The following is a 15,430-nucleotide window of genomic DNA, read 5'->3' on the forward strand; positions in this document are numbered from 1 at the left end:
TACAGCACAGAATTCGGCACCTCGGCCTTCCAGTGTTAGTTGGATGCACAGTGGGCAAAGATCAAGGGTCGACACGTTCGTTCATCCACTCCGTCACAAGGATCGGTACCTCACCACAGCAAAACGGCGCCCCGCGGGCGCCGTTCCATAAAAAGGTTAGGCCAGATGCCAGATCAGGCGCTGACGTTGCCCTTCTTTTCCTTCTGCTCGGAATAGATGTAGAGCGGCCGGGCGCTGCCGGTCACCACTTCTTCCGAAATCACCACTTCGCGCACGCCTTCCAGGGCGGGCAGTTCGAACATGGTGTCGAGCAGGATCGCTTCCATGATCGAGCGGAGGCCACGGGCGCCGGTCTTGCGCTCGATGGCGCGCTTGGCGATCGCCGACAGCGCATTCTCATGGAAGGTCAGGTCGACACTCTCCATCTCGAACAGCCGCTGATACTGCTTGACCAGCGCGTTTTTCGGCTCGGTCAGGATCTGGATCAGCGCCGGCTCGTCGAGGTCTTCCAGCGTCGCCAGGACCGGCAGACGGCCGACAAACTCGGGGATGAGGCCGAACTTCAAGAGATCCTCGGGCTCGACCAGGCGGAACACGTCGCCGGTGCGGCGATCCTCGGGCGAAGCGACGATGGCGCCGAAGCCGATGGAAGTCTTCCTGCCGCGATCCGAGATGATCTTGTCCAGCCCGGCGAAGGCGCCGCCGCAGATGAACAGGATGTTGGCGGTGTCGACCTGCAGGAACTCCTGCTGCGGATGCTTGCGGCCGCCCTGCGGCGGCACGGAGGCAACGGTGCCTTCCATGATCTTCAGAAGCGCCTGCTGCACACCCTCGCCCGACACGTCGCGGGTGATCGATGGGTTGTCGGACTTGCGCGAAATCTTGTCGATTTCATCGATGTAGACGATGCCGCGCTGGGCGCGCTCGACATTGTAGTCGGCCGACTGCAGCAGCTTCAGGATGATGTTTTCGACGTCCTCGCCGACGTAACCGGCTTCGGTCAGCGTCGTCGCGTCGGCCATGGTGAAGGGCACGTCGATGATGCGGGCCAGCGTCTGGGCAAGCAGCGTCTTGCCGCAGCCGGTCGGGCCGATCAGCAGGATGTTGGACTTCGCCAATTCGACGTCGTTGTTCTTGCCGGCATGCGCCAGGCGCTTGTAGTGGTTGTGGACAGCCACCGACAGCACGCGCTTGGCGTAGGGCTGGCCGATGACATAGTCGTCAAGAACCTTCAGGATCTCCTGCGGGGTCGGCACGCCCTCGCGCGACTTCACCATCGAGGTCTTGTTCTCCTCGCGGATGATGTCCATGCATAGCTCGACGCACTCGTCGCAGATGAACACCGTTGGGCCGGCGATCAGCTTGCGCACCTCGTGCTGGCTTTTGCCGCAAAACGAGCAATAAAGCGTGTTCTTCGAATCACCGCTGTTGTTGCCGACTTTGCTCATTTTCCTGTCCTTTCATGGCCGCCCGCCGATGGTCTGGCTGAAAGGGCGCATATTCTATCTATCGCGGGAATTCGCCGCCGCCAGTGTCCCGGCTCCCGCAACGCATTCCGTACGAAACACAAATCAGAAAACGTCGCAATGATTCGCGCCAACCCTGCACAAAGCTAAGCCGTCGAAAATCAACATAGCCTTAACGTAGGCAATCCCATCCACCGAGGGAACAGCCAATTGTGGCCGAAATGCCGCAAATCCCAGCAAAAGCGCGTTATCCCGCCACCCAACTGCCATGCAGCGATTATGCCGCAGCGCCTTCGACCGGCTCGCGCGACGAAATGACCTTGTCGATGAGGCCGAAATCCTTGGCTTCGTCGGCTGTCATGAAATGGTCGCGGTCAAGCGTCTTTTCAATGTCTTCGTAGCTCTTGCCGGTGTGTTTGACGTAGACCTCGTTGAGGCGGCGCTTCAGCTTGATGATGTCCTGCGCGTGCCGCTCGATGTCGGAGGCCTGGCCCTGGAAACCGCCGGAAGGCTGGTGAACCATGATACGGGCGTTCGGCGTGGCAAAACGCATGTCCTTGTGGCCGGCGGTCAGAAGCAGCGAGCCCATCGACGCCGCCTGGCCGATGCACAGCGTCGACACCGCCGGCTTGATGAACTGCATGGTGTCGTAGATCGCCATGCCCGAGGTCACCACGCCGCCCGGCGAGTTGATGTAGAGATTGATCTCTTTCTTCGGGTTCTCGGCCTCGAGGAACAAAAGCTGTGCACAAACCAGCGTCGCCATACCGTCTTCGACCGGGCCGGTGATGAAAATGATGCGCTCTTTCAGCAGGCGCGAGAAAATGTCGTAGGCCCGCTCGCCGCGATTGGTCTGCTCGACCACCATCGGAACGAGGTTCATGTAGGTTTCGACGGGGTTCTTCATGGACTACCCTTTTTGGAGATGGGGATTCCGGCGCCGGAACATCGGGCAGAATCGGTTCTTGACGGTTAGAATGTAAATAGGATGCCGGCTCACCCTAGCGCAAGGCCGCCTCCTCCTAGCCATCTGGTTAAGTCGAATCAAGGTTTCCGCGCAAGGGAAAGTCCGAACGCGGCCAGCGGCGTTTTTGCGGTGTAGCAATTCCTTAACCGCGTCGCTTAACGAAATGCGGCGAAACCGCTTTCCCCCGGAGAACCTTCCCCTACAATTCAACATTGAACCTCACGTTTCGGGTTCAAACAGGGGGAGTGCCATGATCAGGAAAACTGCTTGCCTCGCCATCTCCGGCCTTGCCGGTCTCGGCATGGTGTCCGATGCGGTTGCCGGCGGCCGGGCCGCCGAATGCTATGAGCCGGTGCACAGGCCGGCGCTCTATGACACCGTCTATGAAGACGTCATGGTCAGTCCCGGCGGGCAGTTGGTCGACTATGATCCGCCGATCTATGGCACCATGGAGCGCGTCGAGCAGATCGCGCCGCCCCGAGTCACCTATGACATCGTACCGGCGAGAACCCGCACCGTTTACCGCACGGTCCAGGTCGACGATGGCGGCTATGCCTGGGAATGGCGCGTCATCCACGGCCGCAAGGTGCTGTGCAAGGTGTGGCGCAAGGCCCGCTACGCGCGTGTGGCCGAAACAGTGGTGGTTGAACCGGAGCGCACCCGCCGGGTTGTGCTGCCGGCCGAATATGAGAGCGTCGCCCATGAAGTGCTGGTGCGGCCCGAGCGGCGGCACGTCACCCAGATAGCGCCGTCATACCAGAGGATGGCGCGCCGGGTGGTGGTGCAGGAAGGCTCGACCAGCTGGCGCCGCGTGCATATTGCCAGGCATTGCGAGGATTAGACTTCGGTACTTCGCCGAGGTCCGCCTCGGTTGGCTCAATCCATAGGGCCGTCGGGTGCCAACATCCGGTCTGGCACCAAGCCGGCAAGCCGCGGTAATGGTCTGGCATGACCACATCCATGCCGCCCTACCTCGCCTTTGATCCAGCCACGCGCCGCCTGCGGCTCGATCCGCACGAACCGGCGTTTTTCCAGAACCCCTACGACGCCTATGCCGTCCTGCATGGCGCATCGAATGCCTTCTTCTGGGAGGAATTCGGCTTTTGGTGCTTTGGCGGCTTCGACGACGTCAACCGGCTGTTGCGCGACCGCCGCTTCGGTCGCCAGAACCCGGCCGGCATTCCCGACAGCCGCGGCATCGGCGAGGATCGCTCGCATTTGGCCGCTTTCGACGGCATCGAGAGCAATTCGATGCTGGAGCTGGAGCCGCCGGTGCACACCAGGCTCAGAACCCTGGTCAACCGCGCCTTCGTCTCGCGCCAGGTCGAGCGGCTGCGGCCGCGCGTGGAGGCGCTGGCCAATGAGCTGATCGACCGTTTCGAACCGCGCCAGGTCGATCTATTGCCCAGCTTCGCCGCACCTTTGCCGATCACCATCATTGCCGAAATGCTCGGTGTGCCGGTCGAAATGGGGCCGCAACTGCTCGACTGGTCGCACCGGATGGTGGCCATGTACATGCATGGCCGGACGCGCGAGACCGAGGAAGCGGCCAATCGCGCCGCGCACGATTTTTCCGACTTTTTGCGCGGCTATGTCACCGAGCGGCGGAAGAAGCCTGGCGACGACCTGCTATCGCTGCTGATCGCGGCACAAGAGGATGGCCAGAAGCTGTCGGAAGACGAGTTGGTCTCGTCTGCCATCCTGTTGCTCAATGCAGGCCACGAGGCGACCGTCCATCAAACCGGCAACGCCGTGCGCACGTTGCTGGCGCAAGGCGGCGACCCCGGCCGTTTCTTCACCTCGCCGGAAGCAACCGCTGCAACGGTCGAGGAGTGCCTGCGCTTCGACGCGCCGCTGCACATGTTCACCCGCTACGCCTATCAGGAGGTCGAGGTGACATCGGGGGTTGTCGTACAACCGGGCGAGACGGTCGGCCTGCTGCTCGGCATGGCCAATCATGATCCGCTTGCCTTTGCCGAACCTGGCGCCTTCCGGCCCGGCCGACTAGACCAGAAGAATGTCTCGTTCGGCGCCGGTATCCATTTCTGCATCGGTGCGCCGCTGGCGCGGCTGGAGTTGCAGGTGTCGCTGAAAACCCTGTTCGAGCGGCAGCCGCAACTCCATCTTGCGGAGCAGCCGCGCTTCCGCGACACCTATCATTTCCATGGGCTGGAAAAGCTCACTGTGAGCTTGTGAGGACGGCGGAGCCGACGCATGCCCGAGAAAATGAGATTCGCCTTTCTACAGGAACCACCCTTCTGCTTTATCGACGGATCGGGACGTCTGGGCGGCAGCGATGCCCAACTGGCCAAGAGGGTCTGCCTGACGCTCGGGCTGGAACTTTTGCCCATCGAGACCGAGTTTGCCGAGCTGCTGCCTGGGCTTGCCGAAGGGGTGGGACATGACCACCGGCCTGTTCATTTCCGAAGACCGCCGGAAGCTGGTCGACTTCACAAGGCCGATCTGGATGCTGGCGGATGGATTGCTGGTCGCGAAAGACAATCCCCGCGCCTTTGATGGCTATCGGTCCGTCGCCAATGATCGGACGGCGCTGATCGGCGTCATATCGGGCCAGATCCAGCACCGGACGGCCCTGCAAAACGCTATTCAGCCCGAACGGCTAAGGATATTTGCCACCCAGGCCGAAGCAGCTAACGCCGTCGCGGCCGGCGTGGTGCATGCCTATGCGAGTGTAGCGCTCGCGCATCGCGGCTATCTGAGCCGGCGACCCGACGCGCCTCTCGACGTCGTCGACGTCCCGGCAGTCGAAAAACAGCCAGCGCCCGGCGCTTTCGCTCTCGCCAAAGGCAGTGCCACCCTGCTCCAGCGCGTCGACTTATGCCTCAGTGATTTGCTTGGCAGTCCCTGGCACAGGGAGATGATGAGCGGATACGGCTTTTCCGACACTGACATCGATCGGCTTTTGTGAAGTCCAAGCGCGCCGCGAGATCAGAGCTTGACCACATACTCCTTGCGGGTCGTTTCAAGCACTTCCCAGCTGCCCCTGAAGCCTGGCCTGAGCACGAAGCTGTCGCCGGCCCGGACCGTGCGCGCCTCGCCGCCATCCTCGGCAACCACCGAGACGCCGGACAGGATGTGGCAGAACTCCCATTCGTCATATTCGATGCGCCATTTGCCCGGCGTCGCTTCCCAGATGCCGGCATAGAGGCGGCCATCGCGCTCCTCGACATTCCAGGTGCGGAACTTCGGATCGCCCGCAATCAGACGATCCGGCGCCGGGGCGCCATGTTCGGCGTCGACGCTGTCGGTCGATATTGCCAAGTAATGCGCGGACAGGGTTTGCCTCCAACAGATTAGTGAGTAGTGAGTAGTGCAGTGAGTAGTGCAGTGAGTAGTGACTAGTGAGTAGTGAGTAGTGAGCGGAAAGCGCTCCCTCGAGCGGGTGGCTGATCACTAATCACTGCTAACTAGTGAATACCGACTACTACTCACTACTCACTACTCACTACTCACTACTCACTACTCACTACTCACTACTCACTACTCACTACTCACTACTCACTCAAAAAATCAAACCTTGGTCAAAGCCTGTTCCAGATCGGCGACGATGTCGTTGACATCCTCGATGCCGACGGAAAGCCGGACCGTGTCCGGTCCGGCACCCGCCTTGACCTTCTGCTCGTCGGAAAGCTGGCGATGCGTGGTCGAGGCCGGATGGATGACCAGCGACTTGGTATCGCCGACATTGGCGAGGTGCGAGAACAGTTCGAGCGCCTCGACGAACTTGATGCCTGCGTCGTAGCCGCCCTTCAGGCCGAAGGTGAAGACAGCACCGGCGCCTTGCGGCGAGTATTTCTTCTGCAGCGCGTTGTTCTTGTCGCTGGGCAGGCCGGGATAGTTGACCCAGGCGACCTTGGGGTGGTTGGACAGCCAGCCGGCTACGGTGATCGCATTGTCGCAATGGCGCTGCATCCTGAGTGGCAAGGTCTCCAGCCCGGTCAGGATCAGGAAGGCATTGAACGGCGAAATCGCCGGGCCGATGTCACGCAGGCCAAGCACGCGCGCGGCGATGGCGAAAGCGAAATTGCCGAAGGTTTCGTGCAGGACAAGGCCGCCATATTCGGGGCGCGGCTCCGACAGCATCGGATATTTGCCGGATTTCGACCAGTCGAACGTGCCGCCATCGACGATGGCGCCGCCGATCGAATTGCCGTGGCCGCCGATGAACTTGGTCAGCGAATGGACGACGATGTCGGCGCCATGCTCGATCGGCCGCACCAGATAGGGCGAGGCCAGCGTGTTGTCGACGATGAGCGGCAAGCCGTGCTTGCGGGCGATGTCGCCGATTTTCTCTATGTCGACGAAGGTGCCGCCGGGATTGGCCAGGCTCTCGATGAAGATCGCCTTGGTCTTGTCGTCTATCTGGCTTTCGAAGGTGGAGACGTCGTTGGTGTCGGCCCAACGCACCTCCCAGCCGAAATTCTTGAAGGCATGGCCGAACTGATTGATCGAACCACCGTAAAGCCTTGTGGCGGCGACGAAATTATCGCCAGGCCGCATGAGATTGTGGAACACGATCACCTGTGCGGCATGGCCGGAAGCAACGGCAAGTGCAGCCGTGCCGCCTTCGAGCGCCGCGATCCGCTCTTCCAGCACCGCCTGGGTCGGGTTCATGATGCGGGTGTAGATGTTGCCGAAGGCCTTCAGCCCGAACAGCGAGGCGGCATGGTCGGCATCGTCGAACACAAAGGAGGTCGTCTGGTAGATCGGCGTGGCGCGTGCGCCCGTCGCCGGGTCGGGCTTGGCGCCGGCATGGACGGCGAGCGTGTTGAAACCGGGCGTGCGGGTCATCGAAAACCTCCCTGAGCGGTAAACGTGTGAATGATGAAATGGTCAATGGTGAGCGATGAATGGTGGTCGCAAAGTCGGCCAGTCCCACCTTGATTGCAAGCCGCTCATATGCGGCTTTACCCGGCTTCCAGGAAAATCCTTCTATTCACCATTCACCATTCACTGCCTTACTTCTGGCGCACACCGAAACTCTGGAATCCCGACCGCATCAGCGGCTTCTTCGACGAAAGCACACCGGAGTTGACGCCGGTCCAGCCGATCTCGCCCGACAGCTTGCCATATTCGATCTTCGGGCAGCGGTTCATCACCACCTTGATACCGGCCGCCTCGGCACGCGCGGCCGCCTCGTCATCGCGCACGCCAAGCTGCATCCAGACGACTTTCGGCAAGGGGTCGAGCTTCAGCACCTCATCGACAATGCCGGGCACCGCTGCGGAGGCGCGAAAGATGTCGACCATGTCGACCGGTTCAGGCAGATCGGCAAGGCTGGCATAGGTCATGCGGCCGAGGATTTCCTTGCCGGCCTGCCCCGGATTGATCGGAAACACCGAAAAGCCCTTGGCCAGCAGGTATTTCAGCACGAAAAAGCTCGGCCTGACATCGTTGGCCGACGCGCCGACCATGGCGATGGTCTTCACAGAATTGAGGATGCCGCCGATGTAGGCATTGTCGTAGCTATCGTGATTCACTCGTCGGTCTCCCTCAGTGCTTCCTCCATAAAGGACTGCGGGTCCGTGCAGAAGTCGCGCATCATGCGAAAATGATCGGTATCGGTGAAATCTGTGGGGTCGAGGCCGAAGCGGCTGATGCGGAACAGCCGCGCGCCCGGACAGGCCATCAGCAGCGGCGAGTGCGTCGCCATGATCACTTGAGCCGTGCCGGACCGGTCCATGCGCCGCAGCATCTTCAGCAGCTCGATCTGCCGCGATGGCGACAGCGCGCTTTCGGGCTCGTCGAGGATGTAGATACCTTGCCGGCGGCAGCGCTCCTCGAAGAAGCGGATGAACCCTTCACCATGCGACCAGGACAGGAAATCCGGCGGCGCCCCGCCAGATTCCAGCGCCGCCTGATCGAGATAGCGGGCAACCGAGTAAAAAGATTCGGCGCGGAAGAACCAACCCGCTGTGACCTTCGGCAGCCAGTGGCCGCGCAACGTGTCGGCAAGCGCTGCACCACTCTCGTCGATGGCGCCGGAGTGGTCGACGGGCATGTAGCCCTTGCCGCCGCCGGCTTCGTCGTAACCGGCCAGCGCGCCGATCGCTTCCAGCAGCGTCGATTTGCCGGTGCCGTTTTCGCCGACAATGATGGTGATCGGCGTGGTGAATTCGAGCTCGAATTCGCGGCCGCGGAACAGAGGCAGGTTCCAGGGATACTTGTCCCAATCTTCCACGCGCTCGGGGTCAATCAGGATGCGTTTGAGATAAGGCGCCTTAAGCCGGGTCAGTTGCTTGCGATAGCCCATGCGGACGCTCAGTCCGTCAGCGAGATGGTGCCGTCATCCGCGATCGGGAAGGCCGGATTGTGTGCGACTTCCCAGACATGGCCGTCGGCATCGGCGAAATATCCATACCAGCCGCCCCAGAAGGCGCGGCCTGCCGGCTTGACGATCCTGCCGCCGGCCTTCTCGGCGGCCGCCAGCACGTCGTCGACTTCGGCATCGGAGCGGGTGTTGTAGGCGAGGTAGACCGCCGACGGTGCTGCGGCGAAGGCAATGCCTGAATCCTCCTCGGCGCTTGGCCTCGGGAACAGGCCGAGAATGGCGCCGCCCATCTGGAAGAAGGCGACGCCATCGGTGATGCCGGCGTGGCGCTTCAAGCCCATGCCTTCGTAAAAGCGCACGGCGCGCTCGAGATCGTCGGTGGCGATGGTGATGATGGAGATGCGCGGTTCCATGGATCGAAAACCTATTCGTCCGTCCATTCCGGTTTGCGCTTGCCGATGAAGGCGCCGATGCCTTCCTCGGCGTCGCGGGCCAGCATGTTCTCGACCATGACGCGGCCGGTATAGGCATACGCGTCCGCCAACCCCATCTCGGCCTGCGCGTAAAAGGCTTCCTTGCCGGTCTTGACCACCAGAGATGATTTGGAGGCAATGGTTTGCGCGTATTTGGTGACGATCTGATTCAGGTATTCGCGCGGCACGACGCGGTTGACCAGGCCGAATTCCTTGGCGGTTGCGGCATCGATGGTCTCGCCGGTGAGCAGCATTTCCATGGCGTGCTTGTGAGACACGTTGCGTGACAGCGCCACCATCGGCGTCGAACAAAACAGGCCGATATTGACGCCCGGCGTGCAGAAGGTCGCTTCATGCGAGGCAATGGCGAGGTCGCAACTGCAAACCAGTTGCAGCCCCGCAGCGGTGGCTAGGCCATCGACTTCGGCGATGATCGGGAGCGGATGGCGCACGATCTGCTGCATCAACGCCGCGCAAGCCGAAAATGTCTGCTCGAAAAACCCCTTGCCCTTGTCGGCGTCGGCGCGGCGCGCGGTCATTTCCTTGAGATCGTGACCGGCGCAGAAGACTTTCCCGGCGGCCGCCAAGACGATGACGCGGACCGATTTGTTGGCCTTGGCACGGTCGAGCTCGGCGCTCAATGCCGCCATGACGGAAAGCGACAAGGCATTGGCGGGCGGATTGGCGAGCGTCAGGCGCAGCACGCCCTTGTCCAGCCCGGCGATGACCGGCCCGTCTATGGCAACAGGTTTGATCGAAAGGATTTCGGCCATGACAAGGGTCTCCGCGATTCCGCCGGGCGCCGCCAGACTATCTAATATCGGATCGAGTTTCATCAACACCCATCGCTTGCGCCAGAGGTGTTGCCAGAAGCGCATCATTGCGTTCATACAGGCCCGGCATAGAACGAGAGACCGACATGCCCGCCCAGGACAATCTCAAGCCGGTGCTGACGGCGGCTGAAGTCAATGCGCTGATGGCCAGCGTCTACCCGCAGCTCAACGACGAGTTCACGTCGTATGAGGCGCTCGATGTGTTTCCCGGCGGCTGCACGGTGCGGCTCAACGCCAGCGAACGGCATTTGCGTCCCGGCGGCACGGTGTCCGGGCCCTCGCTGTTCACGCTGGCCGACATTGGCGGCTATGTCTGCGTGCTCAGCCATGCCGGGCCGGATGCGCTTTCGGTTACCGTCAACCTCAACATCAATTTTGTCCGCAAGGCCGAAGCCGGGCCGATCGACGGCCATTGCCGCATCCTGAAGCTGGGCAAGAGCCTGATGGTGTTCGATATCGACATCGTCGCCGGACCGAAGGGACACACGGTAGCGCATGCGACCGGCACCTATTCGATCCCGCCGAAGCGCGCCGCCGATGTGGTAAAATAATACCTTTTGATCAAACCTTTGTTTTTATTACACTTTACGAGCAGACGTGCTTTTCCCGCGCCTTGACGTGCACCACCCCCTCGCCTATAAGCCGTCACGAAGCAGCGGCCCGCAAAGGCCGCCGTTTTGTTATTGGCGGCGGGCAAGTGCCTTGTCGCCAATCCAAGCAACAAGAAACGCCTTCTTCGGAAGGTCAAAATCGAAAGCAGAAAATCCATGGCAACCTTTTCGCAGAAGCCTGCGGATGTGGTGAAGAAGTGGGTGCTGATCGACGCCGAGGGTCTCGTCGTCGGCCGTCTCGCCACTGTCATCGCCAATCATCTTCGCGGCAAGCACAAGCCCACCTTCACCCCGCATGTCGACGACGGCGATAACGTCATTGTCATCAATGCCGACAAGGTGGTGTTCACCGGCAAGAAGTTCACCGACAAGGTCTATTACTGGCACACCGGTCACCCCGGCGGCATCAAGGAGCGCACCGCGCGCCAGCTGCTCGAGGGCCGTTTCCCCGAGCGTGTCGTCGAGAAGGCCGTCGAACGCATGATCCCGCGCGGGCCGCTCGGCCGTCGTCAGATGAAGAACCTCCGCGTCTATGCAGGCACGGAACATCCGCATGTCGCCCAGCAGCCCGTCACCCTCGACGTCGGCGCGCTGAACGCCAAGAACAAGAAGGTTGCATAAGATGGCTGAGCTTTCCTCGCTCGCAGAATTGGGCGCCGCCACCGGCAACACCAACACCCAGCCGGCAGCACCCGTCCATGTCCAGAAGCTCGACAAGTCGGGCCGCGCCTATGCCACCGGCAAGCGCAAGAACGCCATCGCCCGCGTCTGGGTGAAGCCGGGTTCGGGCAAGATCGTCGTCAACGACAAGGAATTCGCGACCTATTTCGCGCGTCCGGTCCTGCAGATGATCCTCAACCAGCCGATCATCGCTTCCAACCGCGCCGGCCAGTACGACATCGTCGCCACCGTCATCGGCGGCGGCCTGTCCGGCCAGGCCGGTGCCGTTCGTCACGGCATCTCCAAGGCGCTGACCTACTATGAGCCGGCACTGCGCGCCGTGCTCAAGAAGGGCGGCTTCCTGACCCGCGACAGCCGCGTCGTCGAGCGCAAGAAGTACGGCAAGGCGAAGGCCCGTCGTTCCTTCCAGTTCTCGAAGCGCTAAGCGCTGCGACGTTCCAGACATCGAAAGGCCGCCTCCGGGCGGCCTTTTCTTTTGGGTCTCGGCAGTCACCCCACCCGGCGCTTCGCGCCGACCTCCCCATCGAGGGGAGGTAGGAGGTCGCGGCAGTTTTGCCGCCCGGACAATCCACGATGGTCCAGCGGCTAGCAAACCAGTTCGACCATAAAAACGCGGCACCCTACCTCCCTCGATGGGGAGGTCGGCGCGAAGCGCCGGGTGGGGTGATGGCGCCGGCCTCGGTTCAAGTCTCAGAACTTGCCGGCCTTGATGTAATCGATAAACGCCCGTAGCGGCGCTGGAACCAGACGCCGTCCGGGATAGTACAGAAATGGTCCGGGAAAACTCTGCCACCACGGTTCGAGCACGGGCTCCAGGGCGCCGCTTTCGAAGTGAGGGCGAAGCCAGCCCTCGAAGAGAGCGACGATGCCGCTGCCGGCAATGGCCGCATGGACGGCAAGATCGCTCGCCCCGCCGATCCGCACGATCAACGGCCCCGTCGTGTCGACACGCACCACCTCGCCGTCGCGCTCGAATTCCCACGGCAGCATCGCACCGCTGGCAAAACGACCGCGCAGACAAGCATGGCCAAGCAGGTCGCTCGGGTGCTGCGGCCGCCCATGGCGCTCGAGATAGGCGGGGCTGGCGCCAGTGGCGAAGCGCTGGACGCGCGGTCCGATCGGCACCGCGATCATGTCCTGCTCCAGTCGCTCGTCATAGCGGATGCCGGCGTCGCAGCCCGCCGCCAGCACGTCGACGAAGTTCTCATCGGCGATGACCTCCAGCCGAATGCCGGGATAGGCGGCGAGGAAGCCCGGAACGATGTCGGGCAATATCAGCCGCGCGGCGCTGACCGGGACGTTGAGGCGCAGCGAACCGGCCGGCCTGTCGCGAAAGCCATTAACCACGTCGAGGGCCGCCTCCACCTCCGACAGCGCCGGGCCAAGCCTTCCCAAGAGGCTGAGGCCTGCGTCGGTTGGAACAACGCTGCGTGTCGTGCGGTTGAACAGCCTGACGCCGAGCTGCGTCTCCAGGCGGCGCACCGCTTCGCTCAGGCCCGACGCGCTGCCGCCGCCGGCGCGAGCCCCTTCGCGAAAACCGCCGGCACGCGCCACCGTCACGAAAGCATTCAGATCGCCAAGATCCATCATTGTTCGCCATTCCGCACAAGCTGTACGGATTGTACCTTATTATCCCAAGGTTGAGCAGCGTCTATCTTCGCCTCCTCAAAGGAGATCGACCATGTCCACCATCCAAAAATCCGGCACATTCACCCTCGGCAGCCACACCGTGAAACGGCTCGGCTACGGCGCCATGCAACTTGCCGGCCCGCACGTTTTCGGTCCGCCGAAAGATCGGGACGCGGCCATTGCTGTGCTGCGCGAAGCGGTGGCGTCCGGGGTCAACCACATCGACACCAGCGACTATTATGGCCCGCATGTCACCAACCAGCTGATCCGCGAAGCGCTGGCGCCCTATCCGCAAGACCTCGTCATCGTCACCAAGATCGGGGCGCGGCGCGGCAGCGACGGCTCATGGCTGCCTGCCTATTCCGCCAAGGAACTTGAGCAGGCCGTGCACGATAATCTCAGGAATCTCGGTCTTGAGGTGCTGGATGTCGTCAATCTGCGCATCATGTTCGGGGTGATGGGTCCCGCCGAGGGCTCGATTGAGACGCAGTTGACGGCGCTTGCCGAACTGCAGCGGAAGGGCCTGGTGCGCCATATCGGCCTGAGCAACGTCACCCCTGCGCAGGTCGAGGAAGGCCGTGGGATCGCCGAGATCGTCTGCGTGCAGAACCAGTACAATCTGGCGCATCGCGACGACGACGCGTTGATCGATGAACTGGCGCGCGCCGGCATCGCCTACACGCCGTTCTTCCCGCTCGGCGGCTTCAGCCCGCTGCAGTCGTCGACCTTGTCGGATGTGGCCACGCGGCTCGGCGCCACACCCTTGCAGGTTGCGCTCGCCTGGCTGCTGCGCCGCTCGCCGAACATCCTGCTGATCCCGGGGACGTCGTCGGTCGGGCATTTGAGAGAGAACCTGGCGGCGGCGGAACTGGAGCTGTCGGCTGATGTCCTGAGGGAATTGGATGGGGTGGCGAAAGCGGCGTGAAGATTTTGCGGGCGGCGCTGTCACCCCACCCGCGCCTTCGGCGCGACCTCCCCATCGAGGGGAGGTAGGAGGTCGCGGCAGCCTTGCATGCCTCGCAATCGCTACGACTGTCGGATCTAAAGCGCCAACGCCCTACCTCCCCTCGATGGGGAGGTCGGAGCGCAGCGCCGGGTGGGGTGATGGCGCCGACGTACGATTTCTAATTGATACTCGCCGTATTCGCGGCTCGGCCGGCTTCCCTCATCCACATAAGGCGCCCGAAACCCATCGGCCCCCAGCCAGCCAATCGCAGCCTTCGGTTCTTCGGTCTGGATGATGGTGGCGCCGCGTTCGGCCCAGAAACCGTGTCTCGGCCGGCATGCCGGCCCGCACCGCCAGTTCATCGCCGCGGCCGCCGGAGAGGAGTCGCCGGGCCTTGCGCCTTGGCGATACAAATCCTGTGTCGCCCCTCTAGAACGCTATGGCGTTTCGCCAAGCTGTGACTGGCATCTTGCGTGCCGGTTCTGTAGTTGTGGCAGCCCGATGAACAAAGAAGGACCCGTAATGGCGAACCAGACCATCGACAACGCCTTCACCGCCCGCTCCAAGACGGGGCCTTCCTTCGAGCCGACCTATGCCGGCGCGCTGTCGTTCATGCGGCGCAAATACACCAAGGATGCAAAGGGCGCGGACGCCGTCGTGTGGGGCATTCCGTTCGATGCCGCCGTCACCAACCGGCCGGGCGCGCGCTTCGGGCCGCAGGCGATCCGCCGCGCCTCGGCGATCCTCGACAACGACCCGCAATATCCGTTCTCGCGCGACCTGTTCGAGCATCTCGCCGTCATCGACTATGGCGATTGCCTGCTCGATTCGGGCAATCACCAGAAGACACCAGGCACGATCGAGCGCGAGGCGGCGAAGATCCTGAAATCGGGTGCCTTCCTGTTGTCGCTCGGCGGCGATCATTTCGTCACCTGGCCGCTGCTCAAGGCACATGCCGCCATCCACGGGCCGCTGGCGCTGGTGCAGTTCGATGCGCACCAGGACACCTGGCCTGACGATGGCAAGCGCATCGACCATGGTTCGTTCGTCGGCCGCGCCGTCAATGAAGGCATCATCGACCCCGACCGCTCGATCCAGATCGGCATCCGCACGCATGCCCCCGATACGTTCGGCATCAAGATCCTTTACGGTCACGAGATCGAGGAGATGCGGGCTTCCGACATCGCCTATGCGATCGTCGACCGCACCGGCGGCAGGAAGACCTATCTCACCTTCGACATCGACTGCCTCGACCCGGCCTTTGCGCCCGGCACCGGCACGCCGGTTGCCGGCGGACCGTCCTCGGCGAAAATCCTGTCGACGCTGCGCCAGCTCGGCCAGGTCGATATTGTCGGCGCCGACGTCGTCGAGGTTGCGCCGGCCTATGATCACGCCGATATAACGGCGATCGCCGGCTCGATGGTGGCCATGCACTATCTCGGCCTGGTGGCCGAGCGAAAAGCGCGGGCGGAAGAGCTGAACAGCGGCAACCATGGCGCGGCAAACCATGGCCAGGGCATATAGGCCTGAAT

18 protein-coding genes and 1 pseudogene are annotated in these 15,430 nt (G+C 62.4%); 9 read left to right on the plus strand and 10 right to left on the minus strand.

Features of this window, described 5'->3' with window-relative positions:
- Positions 1 to 173: 173 nt before the first annotated feature.
- Complete coding sequence (gene clpX, locus NKL06_RS02095) at positions 174 to 1,448, minus strand: ATP-dependent Clp protease ATP-binding subunit ClpX (RefSeq protein ID WP_023682305.1); 1,275 nt, start codon at positions 1,446 to 1,448, stop codon at positions 174 to 176.
- A 295-nt stretch (positions 1,449 to 1,743) separates the two neighbouring features.
- A complete protein-coding gene (gene clpP / locus NKL06_RS02100; RefSeq protein WP_023682306.1) occupies positions 1,744 to 2,373 on the minus strand; it encodes an ATP-dependent Clp endopeptidase proteolytic subunit ClpP in 630 nt (209 codons plus the stop codon).
- 310 nt (positions 2,374 to 2,683) lie between these two features.
- Here clpP and NKL06_RS02105 point away from each other — a divergent pair, with 310 nt between their 5' ends.
- The 4 genes from NKL06_RS02105 to NKL06_RS02120 all read left to right on the plus strand — a co-directional run bounded on the left by NKL06_RS02105 (position 2,684) and on the right by NKL06_RS02120 (position 5,362).
- Positions 2,684 to 3,274, plus strand: coding sequence for a hypothetical protein (locus NKL06_RS02105; protein WP_023689466.1), 591 nt, complete (start codon positions 2,684 to 2,686; stop codon positions 3,272 to 3,274).
- Between the two features lie 107 nt (positions 3,275 to 3,381).
- Positions 3,382 to 4,629: a cytochrome P450 gene (locus NKL06_RS02110; protein WP_023693297.1), complete on the plus strand. Its 1,248-nt coding sequence runs from the start codon at positions 3,382 to 3,384 to the stop codon at positions 4,627 to 4,629.
- Positions 4,630 to 4,659: 30 nt separating this feature from the next.
- Entirely contained in the window at positions 4,660 to 4,950 is a 291-nt protein-coding gene (locus NKL06_RS02115; protein WP_280791137.1) for a transporter substrate-binding domain-containing protein, read from the plus strand.
- The gene (locus tag NKL06_RS02120; protein WP_280790547.1) at positions 4,835 to 5,362 is read left to right on the plus strand and encodes a type 2 periplasmic-binding domain-containing protein; all 528 of its coding nucleotides are present in this window, start codon (positions 4,835 to 4,837) and stop codon (positions 5,360 to 5,362) included. Before NKL06_RS02115 ends, NKL06_RS02120 begins: the two co-directional genes overlap by 116 nt.
- A 20-nt stretch (positions 5,363 to 5,382) precedes the next feature.
- On the opposite strand, the gene NKL06_RS02125 is transcribed toward NKL06_RS02120, so the two are convergent.
- From NKL06_RS02125 to NKL06_RS02150, 6 genes are all read right to left on the minus strand, one after another.
- Entirely contained in the window at positions 5,383 to 5,715 is a 333-nt protein-coding gene (locus NKL06_RS02125) for a cupin domain-containing protein (RefSeq protein ID WP_373420123.1), read from the minus strand.
- A gap of 249 nt (positions 5,716 to 5,964) precedes the next feature.
- Positions 5,965 to 7,245, minus strand: a complete 1,281-nt coding sequence (locus NKL06_RS02130; RefSeq protein ID WP_023693295.1) for an O-acetylhomoserine aminocarboxypropyltransferase — start codon at positions 7,243 to 7,245, stop codon at positions 5,965 to 5,967.
- A 167-nt stretch (positions 7,246 to 7,412) separates the two neighbouring features.
- Entirely contained in the window at positions 7,413 to 7,934 is a 522-nt protein-coding gene (locus tag NKL06_RS02135; RefSeq protein WP_023669414.1) for a CoA-binding protein, read from the minus strand.
- Entirely contained in the window at positions 7,931 to 8,707 is a 777-nt protein-coding gene (locus NKL06_RS02140; protein ID WP_023693294.1) for an AAA family ATPase, read from the minus strand. Before NKL06_RS02140 ends, NKL06_RS02135 begins: the two co-directional genes overlap by 4 nt.
- Positions 8,708 to 8,715: 8 nt before the next feature.
- Positions 8,716 to 9,138, minus strand: a complete 423-nt coding sequence (locus NKL06_RS02145) for a VOC family protein (RefSeq protein WP_023693293.1) — start codon at positions 9,136 to 9,138, stop codon at positions 8,716 to 8,718.
- Positions 9,139 to 9,149: 11 nt separating this feature from the next.
- Complete coding sequence (locus NKL06_RS02150; RefSeq protein WP_023689473.1) at positions 9,150 to 9,971, minus strand: enoyl-CoA hydratase; 822 nt, start codon at positions 9,969 to 9,971, stop codon at positions 9,150 to 9,152.
- Positions 9,972 to 10,117: 146 nt separating this feature from the next.
- On the opposite strand from NKL06_RS02150, the gene NKL06_RS02155 reads away from it, so the two are divergent.
- The 3 genes from NKL06_RS02155 to rpsI all read left to right on the plus strand — a co-directional run bounded on the left by NKL06_RS02155 (position 10,118) and on the right by rpsI (position 11,747).
- On the plus strand, positions 10,118 to 10,582 hold the full coding sequence (locus tag NKL06_RS02155; protein WP_023693292.1) for a PaaI family thioesterase: 465 nt from the start codon (positions 10,118 to 10,120) through the stop codon (positions 10,580 to 10,582).
- Positions 10,583 to 10,798: 216 nt separating this feature from the next.
- A complete protein-coding gene (gene rplM / locus NKL06_RS02160; protein WP_023669409.1) occupies positions 10,799 to 11,263 on the plus strand; it encodes a 50S ribosomal protein L13 in 465 nt (154 codons plus the stop codon).
- Between the two features lies 1 nt (position 11,264).
- The gene (gene rpsI, locus NKL06_RS02165) at positions 11,265 to 11,747 is read left to right on the plus strand and encodes a 30S ribosomal protein S9 (RefSeq protein ID WP_023669408.1); all 483 of its coding nucleotides are present in this window, start codon (positions 11,265 to 11,267) and stop codon (positions 11,745 to 11,747) included.
- A gap of 266 nt (positions 11,748 to 12,013) precedes the next feature.
- Here rpsI and NKL06_RS02170 read toward each other — a convergent pair whose 3' ends face one another.
- Complete coding sequence (locus tag NKL06_RS02170) at positions 12,014 to 12,913, minus strand: LysR family transcriptional regulator (RefSeq protein ID WP_023693291.1); 900 nt, start codon at positions 12,911 to 12,913, stop codon at positions 12,014 to 12,016.
- Positions 12,914 to 13,004: 91 nt separating this feature from the next.
- Between NKL06_RS02170 and NKL06_RS02175 the strand changes: the two genes are divergently transcribed.
- Positions 13,005 to 13,877: an aldo/keto reductase family oxidoreductase gene (locus tag NKL06_RS02175; RefSeq protein WP_023693290.1), complete on the plus strand. Its 873-nt coding sequence runs from the start codon at positions 13,005 to 13,007 to the stop codon at positions 13,875 to 13,877.
- 199 nt (positions 13,878 to 14,076) lie between these two features.
- Here NKL06_RS02175 and NKL06_RS02180 read toward each other — a convergent pair.
- A pseudogene (locus NKL06_RS02180) lies at positions 14,077 to 14,279 on the minus strand (glycerophosphodiester phosphodiesterase family protein); the annotation flags it as partial.
- 141 nt (positions 14,280 to 14,420) lie between these two features.
- Between NKL06_RS02180 and speB the strand changes: the two are divergent.
- Positions 14,421 to 15,422: an agmatinase gene (gene speB, locus NKL06_RS02185; protein WP_023669405.1), complete on the plus strand. Its 1,002-nt coding sequence runs from the start codon at positions 14,421 to 14,423 to the stop codon at positions 15,420 to 15,422.
- Positions 15,423 to 15,430 lie beyond the last annotated feature (8 nt).

Source organism: Mesorhizobium sp. C268A, assembly GCF_040324475.1.
GTDB lineage: Bacteria > Pseudomonadota > Alphaproteobacteria > Rhizobiales > Rhizobiaceae > Mesorhizobium.

Excerpts from the sequence above, each read along its gene's own strand:
- clpX (WP_023682305.1), bottom strand. The coding sequence starts at position 1,448 with ATGAGCAAAGTCGGCAACAACAGCGGTGATTCGAAGAACACGCTTTAT.
- clpP (WP_023682306.1), bottom strand. The coding sequence starts at position 2,373 with ATGAAGAACCCCGTCGAAACCTACATGAACCTCGTTCCGATGGTGGTC.
- NKL06_RS02105 (WP_023689466.1), top strand. The coding sequence starts at position 2,684 with ATGATCAGGAAAACTGCTTGCCTCGCCATCTCCGGCCTTGCCGGTCTC.
- NKL06_RS02110 (WP_023693297.1), top strand. The coding sequence starts at position 3,382 with ATGACCACATCCATGCCGCCCTACCTCGCCTTTGATCCAGCCACGCGC.
- NKL06_RS02115 (WP_280791137.1), top strand. The coding sequence starts at position 4,660 with ATGAGATTCGCCTTTCTACAGGAACCACCCTTCTGCTTTATCGACGGA.
- NKL06_RS02120 (WP_280790547.1), top strand. The coding sequence starts at position 4,835 with ATGACCACCGGCCTGTTCATTTCCGAAGACCGCCGGAAGCTGGTCGAC.
- NKL06_RS02130 (WP_023693295.1), bottom strand. The coding sequence starts at position 7,245 with ATGACCCGCACGCCCGGTTTCAACACGCTCGCCGTCCATGCCGGCGCC.
- NKL06_RS02140 (WP_023693294.1), bottom strand. The coding sequence starts at position 8,707 with ATGGGCTATCGCAAGCAACTGACCCGGCTTAAGGCGCCTTATCTCAAA.
- NKL06_RS02145 (WP_023693293.1), bottom strand. The coding sequence starts at position 9,138 with ATGGAACCGCGCATCTCCATCATCACCATCGCCACCGACGATCTCGAG.
- NKL06_RS02150 (WP_023689473.1), bottom strand. The coding sequence starts at position 9,971 with ATGGCCGAAATCCTTTCGATCAAACCTGTTGCCATAGACGGGCCGGTC.
- NKL06_RS02155 (WP_023693292.1), top strand. The coding sequence starts at position 10,118 with ATGCCCGCCCAGGACAATCTCAAGCCGGTGCTGACGGCGGCTGAAGTC.
- rplM (WP_023669409.1), top strand. The coding sequence starts at position 10,799 with ATGGCAACCTTTTCGCAGAAGCCTGCGGATGTGGTGAAGAAGTGGGTG.
- rpsI (WP_023669408.1), top strand. The coding sequence starts at position 11,265 with ATGGCTGAGCTTTCCTCGCTCGCAGAATTGGGCGCCGCCACCGGCAAC.
- NKL06_RS02170 (WP_023693291.1), bottom strand. The coding sequence starts at position 12,913 with ATGATGGATCTTGGCGATCTGAATGCTTTCGTGACGGTGGCGCGTGCC.
- NKL06_RS02175 (WP_023693290.1), top strand. The coding sequence starts at position 13,005 with ATGTCCACCATCCAAAAATCCGGCACATTCACCCTCGGCAGCCACACC.
- speB (WP_023669405.1), top strand. The coding sequence starts at position 14,421 with ATGGCGAACCAGACCATCGACAACGCCTTCACCGCCCGCTCCAAGACG.